This window comes from Companilactobacillus heilongjiangensis (assembly GCF_000831645.3).
GTDB classification, from domain to species: Bacteria; Bacillota; Bacilli; order Lactobacillales; family Lactobacillaceae; genus Companilactobacillus; species Companilactobacillus heilongjiangensis.
The window spans coordinates 56,796-68,923 of the sequence record NZ_CP012559.1 but is presented as its reverse complement, the minus strand read 5'-3'; the positions used below and the strand labels follow the sequence as shown (position 1 = coordinate 68,923).

Below are 12,128 nucleotides of genomic sequence, written 5' to 3'. Positions count from 1 at the left end.
TAAATAAATTCCTGAATGAGGCCGTTTCCAGAGCGGAGAGTATTCAACTGCTGCGCGGAACGGCTCGAGCCAAAGAGCGGTCTCGAGCCTCGGTTGAACCCTTGCAAAAACCGCAAGTCTCCAACACGCCCGGTGGTGTAATGGCTAAAGCCATAACGCCACTTTCGCTGCTGATGAATACTCTCCACTCTTCCAACTAGTTTTATTTTAATAATATAAATAATCCAATTAAGAATTCTGTTTATTTGAACAAAAAACACTAAATTTCATATTCAATTTTGTATGGCATTTTATTGCTGTCATAAATGGATTCAGTATATTCAATCAAATTTCCTTTATTATCAAAACCTCGTCTGATTCGTTTCAATGCTAAAGTATCATCTTTGTTTAACAATTTTTGATCCGCAGTACTGATGTTAACTGCGCTGAACTCATCTTTGAAACTATTGATTTCTTGCCCACTATCCTTAAGAAACTTGTACAATGATTGGTTTTTCAAATTTCTTTTTTCAGTTGGAATTTCAACGTTAGGTAAATAATGGCTCACAATAATAAAAGGTTTATTATCCAATGAATATAAACGTTTGATATAAACAATATTCTGGTCGCCAAATTCAGTTGCTATTGGGGTCTCTTCGGCAGACACATTAGCAACTTCTAAAACTTGTTTCGTTAACTGATCATTTTCTCTGACGATTGTTGAATATGACTTGGCTTTTGATAATTTATTGAACAAGTGATTGCTGACAACTCGTGTTCCAATTCCACTCTTCTTCATCAAATAACCTTCAGCAACTAACTGTTCAACGGCTTTACGAACGGTAATTTTACTGACGGAATACTTCTTCTCAAGGTCATTTTCAGTGGGAATCAAGCTATCTAATTCATAAACGCCGGACAAGATATTTTTCTTGATATCATCGGCCACTTTTTGATACAAAATTTCTGCAACCATGAGCGAATTCTCCAAATAATGTATTTTGCTGTCTTCGGGGCGTGGAGAAATATTTCTCCCCACTCCTCCGACTAATTCAATTTCCAATTGATTATAAAGATACTTAATGGTTATTCTCTGACAATAACCTAACGCATGGTGCTAGTTGATAACCTATTACAAATATTTCATAGTCTAAAATTGTTTAAATGCTTTCACATTCAACTAATAACAATTAACTAGCACCACGCGTAATAACCTAATATAATTTATATCTATTATAGCAATACTTATACTAACAGAATTTGTTATTTATGTAAGCGGATAACATAAAGCTAAATAAAAAGGCTTGAATTTTATTGTGAATTCAAACCTTCCGTAAGTTATTTAACTCGATTATTTTTTAAACTACTGGTCTAAAAAGAATTCGTCTTACCAATGGCATGATAACAACATCACGGACAAAATATGCCATCGTCAATGTTCCAAAATATCCCAGGATAAACTGCACTACTGTCATATGTGAAAGTGTTCCGCTGATCCAAAGAGCTCTCGTACTCATCGTAAAACTCATCATAATCAACATTGTCCAGCCACGAATCGCCCCTGCTTTTAGACCAATAACTTTTTCATCAGTTATATTCTTCGTGAGTAATTTAACCAACAAATTGCTTATATTGCTGACAATCAAAAAGTTAAATACAAAGGCAAACGCTATCGTTGGCAAAACTGATATCAAAAATACGCGCCACATCGAGCTATTGATTCCTTGATTCGTAGCCAATTTTAACCAGCTCATACTGCCACCCATGCCGATACACATAAATAATATAAATAATACTTGTCGTTTAAAAGCCATTTTGTCCTCCATTAGTTGATAAAGCAACTATTGTAGAATATAGTCTCATTTAGTTTATTTGTCAACTATATTTTATGCTATACTGAAACAAAAAGGAGGTCGTTGTCTTGGATATTATAAAACTGGGAAAGTTCATTGGAGCCTTGCATCGACGCTTTCAGACCGCTATGAGTCACGAACTTACTCTTCCTGAAATCAATGCCAGTAACGCTAATTTTCTACTCTTAATCAGTGATAATAATAGAATTACCGCAAAACAAATAACAACTGAACTCGCCATTAACAAAGGGCTAGTTAGTCGAGAAATGACACACCTTGAAAAAGCTGGATATATCACGAGAATATCTGATGACAGCGACCATCGGACAACTTGGATCACCATCACACCCAAAGGAACGGACGCTTGTAAAACGCTTCGCCAAATTAAAGAGGAACTGTGGAATCAAATACTTGAGGAAACCCACACTACCGATACTGATTTAAAGACCGTTTTTAATCAATTGGAAAGTTGGAGTGAAGCTGCAAAAAATTTTAATTAAAAAATCGAAGTAACCTTAATTAGGCTATCTTCGATTTTTTTATTGATTATTTAGATTTTCTTTTACGTAGCACCGCATTCATTTTTTTAGTATTGATGACATCTGCCAAATACAACATCACCCAAACGCCGATATATGTTATACCAACGCTAGTTAAAAATGAGACCACATGTCCTGCAACAACTTGATTCCACCAACCGGCAAAATACATCATCATACCAACAATCACTATCGTAATTAACAAATGTATTAATAATCTAATTGGAAAATTGAACCACTCGGCTTCAAAAATCATTGAGACAATTCCAATCAAGCCACTGAAAAAGAACAGTGATAGCACACCTTTTGGGGAAACCATCATCTCGCCACCAAGTAAGATTATCAATAAGAAACTGAATGATCCTAATAAAACTCCAATCGCAAAATACTTCACAACTTTTAATATATTAGCCATATTCAACACCTCACATCCCCAATTGTTTTTTCAAGTCAGATAGATATTTTCGACTGACACTAAACTTCAAATCATCGGTTAAAAAAGCTGTCATATTGCCTGAGAAAGCCGCTTCTAAGGAATCCAAATGGTTCAAATTAATCACCGTATTCTTAGATATTTGAACAAAATTTCCATCATTGATTCGTTCAGTCATTTTCTTCAATTGACCGCGTAAACGATAATTTTTTTCAGGCGTATAAACAGTTAGTTCATTCTCAAACACTTCCACAGCAATGATTTGCTCGATTTGAACCATAACTACTCGATCATCGACTGACAAAGGAATGGCGGAAAACTTAGCGTTCAATTCTTCCAACTTGCGCATTAATTCTTGAACTTCATTCGAGAAATTAGCTGCTTTAACCGTTATATCTATTTCATTTTTGGGAATTTTATCATCTTGGTTGAAGTTTATTTTCATATTCGGTTCCCCTTAAAATCAAGCTTTGCTAATGACCACACGTTGACTAAATTTGGAAATAAGCACCGTTATCAAGCTAATCACTACCGCAAAGCCGATAATTACCCAGATATTTTGTTGAATCGTCAGAATCTGACTGCCCCATTTAACATTGATACCCATCTTTTCATCAAATTCATTTGCAATTGAAACAGGCAAATTTCTAAACGAATTTTTCAACTGAGTATTCAGCAAAATATTCCGGTATATAGCTGTATTATACAGTGCTGGCGTGTATTTCATAAATTCTTGAACTCCAGTTGGCAAAATTCCAATCGGAATATAAACACCTGCCAGAAAACCGGATGCTGTTCCGACAATCGTCCCAATTTTACCCAAAGTATCAATTTTTTTAACAAACGATAATAAAAGTAAATTAAAAGTCGTCCAAATAAAACTGCTCAAGACAGCGGTACCTAGAATTTGTGAAAAAACCGTCATATTCAGTGGACTCTTATCAGCGATCATAAAGTAGCCGCCCATCATGAAATACATTACCAGCTGCATAACGGTACCGACAATCATTGCTGTCAGTAAATACGAACACTGAATTCCCAAGTAACTAACATCGGTCAAACTCAGATCAGACAAAATATTTTTCTCACGGTCTTGAACCATTAAACTCAGGCTACTCAAAGTGGTCGTTATCGCCGTAATGGTCATCGTGCCACCAATCAGCCATGGATCCAGTAACAACTTCGTATCTGGTACGTCACTCCAGCTATTAACCATATTTTGGCTCAAGAATATTAAGTACAGAACAAAGGAAATCAACGCTCCCATCAAAGAAAAGAAGACCCCACTTTTATTGGAGAAATAAATTTTTAAGTTACGATACATTAATCCTTTCATATTAACGAATCTCCTTTCCTGTTAAATTCATAAAGACATCATCCATTGTGCCAGGACGATACTCGAAATTGGCTAACAACTTAGCGTTTTCCGTCAAAATCTTAATAGCCTCATCTTTGTTATCAAGAGTTTCTGTTTTGGACTCGCCATTTAAATAATCCAGTTGTAAAACATTTTGAGTATATTTTTTCTGTAAACCAGCCACAGTATCTTCAGCGATGACCTGGCCTTGATCCATGATATAAATGTAATCGGCATTTTCCGATTCTTCCAAATAATGCGTTGTAAAGACGATGGTCAGACCGGTTTCTTTTCGTAATTGCTCCAGTACTTCCCAAATTTTAGTTCTTGTCTGTATATCCAAACCAGTTGATGGTTCATCTAGAAATAACAATTTAGGACTGCTGACCAAAGCACGGGCAATATCTACTCGGCGTCTTTGTCCACCAGAAAGACTGCAGTAAGGCTGTTTCCAAATACTTTCTAATTCAAATTTTTTAATCAAACTATTTAGTTGCACTGGTTTAGCATACATATTAGCTCGCGTCATAATGTTATCTTTGACAGTCAAATCATCATCTAAAACGCTGCCTTGAAAAACAACGCCAATTTCAGTTTTATAATCTTTAATATTAGTGGATTTCTCGCCAAAGATTATTTGTCCATTTGTCGGCTGGCTAACACCAATCATCATGTTGAGAGTAGTCGATTTACCAGCACCATTGGGTCCTAGTAAGGCAACTAGCTCGCCTTGATTGATTGTTAAGGAGATATTATTTACAGCTAATTTATTGGGAAATTTTTTAGTTAAGTTTATTGCTTGAAGTAGTTTCATCATAATCACTTCTTTCATGTTTATGATTATTATTTTATGCAAAAAGGTTCATTTGTATTCGACTTTGCAATAAGTGGTCGATATTTGAGGATTAGTGGTTATTCTAGGGTACTGTATGATGTTGTCTCCGGAGATGAGACACAAAAAAGGATTCAATCTGTAAATGAGATTGAATCCTTTTTAACGTTTCTTCGTTTTCTTAGCAAAATATTCATCAACTAAAAGATGTGATTCTTTCAGTCTTTGAACATTTTTATCGTAATCTCGTTGTAGGTAGAGATAATATATCAAATCAACAGCATACAGCTGACTGATAAGAGATGTTGTCGCAGCTGATCTAACCTTATCCTTCGGCACACTATCACTTGTCAAAATATGAATATCCGACACTTTAGCCAAACTACTATTTGTATTCGACGTCAAACTGATAACCGGAATACCTTTTTTCTTAGCTAATTTAGCCAATGTCAAAGTCTCCACAGTTTCACCTGAATCAGAAATCAAGAAGATAACTTGACTATTGTGTTGGGTCAAAAAATTCGACGCCAACTCGTGAGTATCTTGTGTATTGATCACATTTAAACCAATTCGAGAAAACTTCTGTGTAAAGTCTTCGGCAACTAAATTAGAAGCACCAAGTCCGTAAACTTGAATGACATTAACACTGACAAGCAAATCGACAGTTTTTTTCAAAATATCTTTATCCAGACCCTGACTAGTTGTTTCCAACGTATGTTGAATCCGGATAACTAGCTTTTCTTTCAACTCATCAATGCCGTCATCTGGCGAAATTTCGTCGTACAAGCCATTAGTTACATCGTCCATGGAACAGCGTGCTAATTCCACTTTTAAACCTTTAAAACCATCCACGCCTAAATTTTGGGCAAATCTAACTATTGTGGCCTGACTGACACCACTTTGCTTCGACAATTCAGCCACACTCATTCCAGGAATCAATTGGACATTTTTTAAAATGTACTCACCCAGAACTTTTTCGGCTTTACTAGCGTTCTCCATTTTCGAACGAATTGTTAATAAAATTGTATTGACCATGTGCTACCTCACTTGATTGCTTGACGTACAAAACCACCTGACTCTGTTAATTTTTGCTCGGCTGCAGCTTGATCCATCTTGTTTGAAATCATCACGATGGCATCTTTAACTGAGTAGTTAGCTTCTTCTAAAGTAGCTTGAGCAATATCAGCTTTCACACCGGTAACTTCCACAATAATGTTAATTGAACGTTGAACTAGCTTCTTATTAGTTGGTTTAACATCGACCATCAAATTGCCATAAGTCTTACCGACACCGACCATTGCGGCTGTGGACAACATGTTGAGTACCATCTTTTGAGCGGTTCCTGACTTTAATCTAGTTGAACCTGACAAAACTTCGGGACCAACGACAACTTCAATTTTTGTCTCCGCATGTTGACTGATGATTGAATCTTGATTGCACGATAATGCAATTGTATCAGCTCCAACTGATTTGGCATAGTCCAAAGCGCCAACCACGTAAGGAGTTCGACCACTAGCAGCAATTCCGACCACAACATCATTTTCAGTTAAATTGTGGTCTTTCAAATCACTAGCACCGAGTTCAACATCATCTTCAGCACCTTCAACTGCCAAAGTCATGGCTTTGCCACCACCAGCAATTAAACCTTGAACCATTTCGGGCTCAGTTCCAAAAGTTGGCACACATTCAGCAGCATCCAAAACTCCAAGTCGACCACTAGTTCCAGCACCGACATAGAATAAACGACCACCCTTTTTAAAGGACTGCGAAATCTTTTCTGCGGCTGTAGCTATTTGTGGCAACTCCGGTTTGATGGCAGCTGGCACCTTTTGATCTTCTTGATTCATGACTGAGACGATTTCTAACGGACTCATCTCATCCAAGTCAGTCGTTTGAGGATTACGACCTTCGGTTGATAATTTTTTTATGTCCATAACATTCATATCCTAACTTTCAATATCAATCAGCTGAATTGCTTGATTAGCAACGCAATATTTCATCAAACCAATATCCGCGTCAACAATTTGTCCAATGACATTGACAGTATTATCGGCCGGCAATTGATATTTAACTAATTGTAATTCTCCTTGATAGCGACCTGCTAACACGTTATCAAGCGTAATTGAGCCACGACGTCTGAGACCACTATTGAGCGGCTTAATCTCAGTTTTATTGAGCAAACGCCCCTCTTTCAATCTGACAACATCTCGTGAAACGTCAGCCCGTTGATGAAAAATACTCTGAATATAATCTGGAGCCTGATTCAAATGAACTCGAATCTGCAAAGTATCTTCAACGAAATAATTCCTAAATTGTTCAAAGGTAGTCGCCGTAATTGCAGGATCACCAACATAAATCCGGTCGACGCCTAATTCATTCATATTTAAAGCTGCTACAAGTGGATTCTCATAGCGATTTTCTTCTAGAGTTGGCAAACCTTTGTACACTGGTGCACGCAAGTTTTCATCGCCAGCAATGAATGCCATCACTTTGAAACCATTCTGTTTCAGCCATTGATTCTTTTCATTAAACCAATTGACATCTAATCCAGTGTTTTCACGTGGGTAGTAATTATGCCAGGCTTCTAAATTATCGAAATTAGCTTGATCTGACTTGAGTTCATCGATTTCTGACTGGACGATGGTACTAGCATTCAAAGCGATTTTCATTTCCTGAGAGAGTTGTGCCATTTCCTGAATTGAAATACCGTCGTCGATTCGTAACATTGCTACGTGCAAATCTTGGAAAGTCTTAATATCGCGTGGTAAGTCTAAATTGAGACGCTTCAATGCACTGGATGAAATATCCAATGTCAATTCCAATTTATTCTCAGCACACAATTGACCTAAAGATTTTAAATTTGCCAGCAAAACTTCAGGATCATCTTCAGGTAAATTAATGGAGGTGAAGACTCCTTTAAAGCCAGCCTTAACAAACTTATCAAACATTACTAAATCAGCTTTTTTCAATGAACTGTGCAAGTAAGCCGAAAATCCTAACATAATTAAACTCCTTTATTCTGGATAAATTTCGTCAATTCTGTTCTCATCGACACCGAAGAACCATGTAACGATAAAGCCACCCACATAGGCAACTAGTAGTGCCAATAAGTATGTAAATTGTTGACCTGGTTGCATAATCAAGAGTCCGAACAATCCGGAAACACCTTGAGAAACAGCACCCAAGTGGAATAGTGAAGCAACGACACCACCGAAACCAGCACCGATACTGGCAGTAATAAAGGCTCTACCAAGTGGCAAGGTAACGGCATACATCAATGGTTCACCAACACCCAAGATAGCAACAGGAATTGAACTCATAACCATTTTCTTAAAACGTTTGTTCTTTGATTTGAAGTAAAGTGCAAATCCAGCACCAACTTGACCACCACCGGCCATCATTAAGATTGGTAACAAGTAGTTAATACCATGTGTAGGACCAGCAGGATCGTTTAGCAAAACGTGAATAGGAGTTAAAGCTTGGTGCAATCCAACAGATACTAAAGCCAAGAATGTTGATGATAGAATAAATCCACCAAAGACACTCAACTTTGTATAAACGAAATCCATTACGACATAGATAGCAGTTGTTAACCAAGCACCAGCAGGTTGTAGGAAGACAACAGCAATCAATGAACCAACGATAACGGTCAATAATGGGGTGAAGAATGTATCTAGAACACTAGGCATAATCTTGCGGAAATTTCTTTCCAAGAAGGCAAAGAAGATACCCATTAGTAAAGCAGTAATCAAACCACCGACACCAACAGTAAATGGTGCGTGTGTAAATGGCATTGAGATAGCTTGTGAACTCAATGGTGAACCTGTAACAGTAACACCTAAGCAAAGCGTTCCACCAATACCACCAAGAATGGCACTACCTTTAAACTCACGAGCCGCATTCATACCAACAAAGATAGGTAGGAATGTGAACAAGCCCCAGCCTAAAGTCTTAATAGTCATGTACCACCAGTCAGTTACAAAAGCTTGACCAGTTTGATAATCAATAACGTTAGCTAGACCATTGATCAATCCAGCAGCGATAATACCAGGAAGCAATGGGATAAAGACGTTGGCAATGTGTTGTAGACCACGTTGCAATGGTTTATCATGTTTAGCTTTATTAACTTTCTTATTTTCTTTAGCAATTTCTTTGATATCTTCGCCACGATTACTATCTTCAGCTACGTCGCTATCATCAGAATCACTGCCAAGAGGAACCCCTGTTAAATCAGCGAATGGTTCTGCAATTTTGTTAACTTTTCCGGGACCTAAGACAACTTGTAATGTATCAGCTTGAACAACAGCCAACACGCCGTCAACCCTCTTTAGGGCATCAACATTAACTTTATCATTGTCTTTAATGCCTAGTCTTAATCTAGTCATACATGCAACATTAGCAGTAACGTTTTCTTTGCCACCAACATTTTTTAATATTTCGTTAGCAATATCTTTATTGTTCATGTTTGTTTCCTCCCCCTATTTAAAATTCATTCATCAACCAGTTATATGCTTTTGGAGTAGCCTTAGTCCAGTATGCCCAGTTATGGTTGTCGCCAGTATCTTTGACATATTTGATTGAGACTTTATTTGTGTCCTTCTTAACGTCTTTCACGAAATGATTGACATCTTTGATAGGAACGGTTGTATCTCCAGAAGTTGTTTCGATATAGAACTTAACTGGTTTAGTCTTGTTGTTGATATATTGTGTAGGGAATAAACTGTTATAAACCTTGTCTGACCAGTGAGTCTTGCCATTAGTAAAGGCGTGCATGTTTTGTCTGATCAAATTATCCTTAGGCAACTTGTACCAAACAGAAGGTGAAACCATGATAGCTTTTGAGAAGTAGTTTGAATACTTCAATGACAATCTAGCAGCTGCGTAGCCACCCATTGAGACACCACCGACAGCGTGATCACTTCTTGATTTAGAAACTTTGTATGTTGAATTGATCTTTGGAACCAAATCCTTCATCAAAGCACTTTCAACTTGAAGTCCGCCCTTTTGGTTAACGTAAAAACTATTGAAACCATCGACAAAGACGACAATTGCTTTACTGTTATTACGTTTCATCGCACCATCAAGCATTTGTTGAGAGTTAAATCTCTCGAGTAAATTTCTATGATTTCCGTATAATCCATGCATCATGTAAAGCACTGGATATCTCTTATTGGCACTAGGATTATATCCAGCAGGTAAATAAACATCGTAATTCCAATCCAAATGCATTTTTTTAGAATACATTGTGGTGGTCGTTACTGTACTGATAGGTGAAACCTTAGCTGCAGCAGCTTGCACATTTGTAGCCGTAAACGTAGCTATTCCCAACATCCCTACGATGCCGGATAAAATAACTAAAAATCTTTTAACATATGATTTCATATTTCTTACCCCCGAATTTCTTGTAATCGTTTACATTTATGATGATACAACTTTTGAACAAAATTTCAATAATACACGGTGAAAAATAATATTTATAAAATAATATTTCATATTTGGAATATTATTTTATGCTTTTTACATAAAATCTGTTGTTTTCTTACATCTATATAGACCATTGCCGCTTCCGATTGGCAGTGATTTTTCGCCTGCTATGGGGACCGGTGCGAGCCAAGGTCTCGCACCTCGCTTTTAAGCCGAAAACCACGTCTCAAAAGTCGCCCCGTGGTGTAATGGCTAAAGCCATAACGCCACACCCATAGCTGGTGAAAATCACTACCAATCTCCAGCTAAAGTATGTTTTATCTGAAAATAAAATTTAAAAATAACTCGGATTATCAACGTAATTTATCTCGGATTCTTAATAATTATTCTATTAAATTAGAAATGCCTCGAGTAAAAACAAGTCCAATAGTAAATAGTTACTATGTATGTAATAATCAGAAATTTTGATTAGATCATTACCTCCATTAAAAAAATAATCTAGTTGGAAGAGCTGAGAGTATTCATCAGCCGCGAAAGTGGCGTTATTGCTTTAGCAATTACACCACCGGACGAGTTGGAGACTTTCCGGCTTTTGGAAAGGCTTCAACCGAGGTTCGAGACCGCACGTTGGCTCGAGCCGTGCCGCGCAGCAGATGAATACTCTCAGCTCTGGAAACGGCATCCTTCAATACAAAAAAAATCGATGAATTGCATTCCGTAGAAGTACAATCTCATCGAATTTTTTTATTGAACTACTTTAAAGACTGAATCGGTAATTTGAAACTTGTCGCGAAGATTATCCGTTAAGCGTACAGTCATATCTTTATAAACAAAGATCAATCCGATTGAATCATCATTTAATAGTTTTACAGTTCCTTCATAATCGTTATAAAATCCTAAACTGGACCAAATTTCCCCGTCGATCGATTTAGGACTAACAACAGTAACTCCCAATAAATCGGTTTCTACTGGGTACCCCGTCTTCGGATCCATAATGTGGTGGTAGCTGTGCCCATCTTTATTCAAAAATCTTTCATAAATTCCAGAGGTAACTATTGAATAATCTGGTATCTCTAAAATTCCAATTGGTTCATTTCTCATATCAAAGGGAGACTGAACACCGACTTTCCAAAGACCATCATCATGAATACTGTGACCTACCAGCAGAACATTTCCGCCCAAATTTATAATTCCTTGATCAACTCCCAGTTCATGCCACAATCTCTTAATGGCATCTGCAATATAGCCTTTTGCTATACCACCCAAATCTAATTCCATTCCCTCATCTAATAGAAAGACTGATCTCTCTTTATCATTCAGCATAATACGTCTGGGATTCGTCAATCTTAAGGTGTGAGTAATTTCTTGGTCGCTAGGAATCTCAGCATCGGAGAATCCTATATGCCACAATTTTACTAATGGCCCAATAGCTGCGTTAAAACCATGATTTTCTTGGCTAACTTGTACGGCCCTTTTAACTATGTCATAACTTATTTCAGATACTGAAACAGCACCTTTACCTGAGGCATGATTTATCGACATAATTTCTGATTCTGTGCGATTAACTGTTAAAAGATCCTCACAACATTGAACTAAATCATTGGCCTTATCAAGAGCTGGTACTTGCTCTTCCTGAAACACTGTTAACTTAATTTCTGTACCTAATGCATGATAGGTATTAGTAAAATTTGTCATAATAAAACTCCCAATG

Annotated in this window: 13 protein-coding genes; 1 reads left to right on the top strand and 12 read right to left on the bottom strand. The window is 37.1% G+C overall.

The genetic code is table 11. The features are described 5' to 3' along the window. Positions 1 to 259: 259 nt before the first annotated feature. Both JP39_RS00295 and JP39_RS00290 read right to left on the bottom strand, forming a co-directional pair. Positions 260 to 955, bottom strand: a complete 696-nt coding sequence (locus JP39_RS00295; protein WP_048699228.1) for a GntR family transcriptional regulator — start codon at positions 953 to 955, stop codon at positions 260 to 262. Between the two features lie 382 nt (positions 956 to 1,337). After that, positions 1,338 to 1,793 (bottom strand): DUF2798 domain-containing protein, encoded by a 456-nt coding sequence (locus tag JP39_RS00290; RefSeq protein ID WP_041499133.1) that lies wholly within the window; start codon positions 1,791 to 1,793, stop codon positions 1,338 to 1,340. Between the two features lie 107 nt (positions 1,794 to 1,900). Here JP39_RS00290 and JP39_RS00285 point away from each other — a divergent pair, with 107 nt between their 5' ends. Next, positions 1,901 to 2,332: a MarR family winged helix-turn-helix transcriptional regulator gene (locus tag JP39_RS00285; protein ID WP_041499132.1), complete on the top strand. Its 432-nt coding sequence runs from the start codon at positions 1,901 to 1,903 to the stop codon at positions 2,330 to 2,332. 46 nt (positions 2,333 to 2,378) lie between these two features. Here the strand turns inward: JP39_RS00285 and JP39_RS00280 are convergent, their stop codons facing one another. From JP39_RS00280 to JP39_RS00235, 10 genes are all read right to left on the bottom strand, one after another. Beyond that, on the bottom strand, positions 2,379 to 2,786 hold the full coding sequence (locus tag JP39_RS00280) for a DUF3021 domain-containing protein (RefSeq protein ID WP_041499131.1): 408 nt from the start codon (positions 2,784 to 2,786) through the stop codon (positions 2,379 to 2,381). Positions 2,787 to 2,796: 10 nt separating this feature from the next. Next, positions 2,797 to 3,249, bottom strand: a complete 453-nt coding sequence (locus tag JP39_RS00275; RefSeq protein WP_041499130.1) for a LytTR family DNA-binding domain-containing protein — start codon at positions 3,247 to 3,249, stop codon at positions 2,797 to 2,799. 18 nt (positions 3,250 to 3,267) lie between these two features. Beyond that, complete coding sequence (locus tag JP39_RS00270) at positions 3,268 to 4,140, bottom strand: ABC transporter permease (protein WP_041499129.1); 873 nt, start codon at positions 4,138 to 4,140, stop codon at positions 3,268 to 3,270. Position 4,141: 1 nt separating this feature from the next. Continuing rightward, a complete protein-coding gene (locus tag JP39_RS00265) occupies positions 4,142 to 4,975 on the bottom strand; it encodes an ABC transporter ATP-binding protein (RefSeq protein WP_041499127.1) in 834 nt (277 codons plus the stop codon). Between the two features lie 180 nt (positions 4,976 to 5,155). Continuing rightward, a complete protein-coding gene (locus tag JP39_RS00260) occupies positions 5,156 to 6,028 on the bottom strand; it encodes a MurR/RpiR family transcriptional regulator (RefSeq protein WP_041499126.1) in 873 nt (290 codons plus the stop codon). An 8-nt stretch (positions 6,029 to 6,036) separates the two neighbouring features. Beyond that, complete coding sequence (gene murQ / locus JP39_RS00255) at positions 6,037 to 6,936, bottom strand: N-acetylmuramic acid 6-phosphate etherase (RefSeq protein ID WP_041499125.1); 900 nt, start codon at positions 6,934 to 6,936, stop codon at positions 6,037 to 6,039. Between the two features lie 3 nt (positions 6,937 to 6,939). Continuing rightward, on the bottom strand, positions 6,940 to 7,995 hold the full coding sequence (locus tag JP39_RS00250; RefSeq protein ID WP_041499124.1) for a MupG family TIM beta-alpha barrel fold protein: 1,056 nt from the start codon (positions 7,993 to 7,995) through the stop codon (positions 6,940 to 6,942). 12 nt (positions 7,996 to 8,007) lie between these two features. Beyond that, positions 8,008 to 9,456 (bottom strand): PTS transporter subunit EIIC, encoded by a 1,449-nt coding sequence (locus JP39_RS00245; protein ID WP_041499123.1) that lies wholly within the window; start codon positions 9,454 to 9,456, stop codon positions 8,008 to 8,010. A 19-nt stretch (positions 9,457 to 9,475) separates the two neighbouring features. Then, entirely contained in the window at positions 9,476 to 10,375 is a 900-nt protein-coding gene (locus tag JP39_RS00240; RefSeq protein WP_041499122.1) for an alpha/beta hydrolase, read from the bottom strand. A gap of 786 nt (positions 10,376 to 11,161) precedes the next feature. Next, positions 11,162 to 12,112 carry an FAD:protein FMN transferase gene (locus JP39_RS00235; RefSeq protein WP_041499120.1) on the bottom strand — a complete coding sequence of 317 codons (951 nt, stop codon included), beginning with the start codon at positions 12,110 to 12,112 and terminating at the stop codon, positions 11,162 to 11,164. Between the last annotated feature and the right edge of the window lie 16 nt (positions 12,113 to 12,128).

Bases quoted from the DNA above. Each gene is read 5' to 3' on its own strand.
- JP39_RS00275 (WP_041499130.1), bottom strand. From the start codon at position 3,249: ATGAAAATAAACTTCAACCAAGATGATAAAATTCCCAAAAATGAAATA.
- JP39_RS00290 (WP_041499133.1), bottom strand. From the start codon at position 1,793: ATGGCTTTTAAACGACAAGTATTATTTATATTATTTATGTGTATCGGC.
- JP39_RS00240 (WP_041499122.1), bottom strand. From the start codon at position 10,375: ATGAAATCATATGTTAAAAGATTTTTAGTTATTTTATCCGGCATCGTA.
- JP39_RS00295 (WP_048699228.1), bottom strand. From the start codon at position 955: ATGGTTGCAGAAATTTTGTATCAAAAAGTGGCCGATGATATCAAGAAA.
- JP39_RS00270 (WP_041499129.1), bottom strand. From the start codon at position 4,140: ATGAAAGGATTAATGTATCGTAACTTAAAAATTTATTTCTCCAATAAA.
- JP39_RS00235 (WP_041499120.1), bottom strand. From the start codon at position 12,112: ATGACAAATTTTACTAATACCTATCATGCATTAGGTACAGAAATTAAG.
- JP39_RS00280 (WP_041499131.1), bottom strand. From the start codon at position 2,786: ATGGCTAATATATTAAAAGTTGTGAAGTATTTTGCGATTGGAGTTTTA.
- JP39_RS00260 (WP_041499126.1), bottom strand. From the start codon at position 6,028: ATGGTCAATACAATTTTATTAACAATTCGTTCGAAAATGGAGAACGCT.
- JP39_RS00265 (WP_041499127.1), bottom strand. From the start codon at position 4,975: ATGAAACTACTTCAAGCAATAAACTTAACTAAAAAATTTCCCAATAAA.
- JP39_RS00250 (WP_041499124.1), bottom strand. From the start codon at position 7,995: ATGTTAGGATTTTCGGCTTACTTGCACAGTTCATTGAAAAAAGCTGAT.
- JP39_RS00245 (WP_041499123.1), bottom strand. From the start codon at position 9,456: ATGAACAATAAAGATATTGCTAACGAAATATTAAAAAATGTTGGTGGC.
- murQ (WP_041499125.1), bottom strand. From the start codon at position 6,936: ATGAATGTTATGGACATAAAAAAATTATCAACCGAAGGTCGTAATCCT.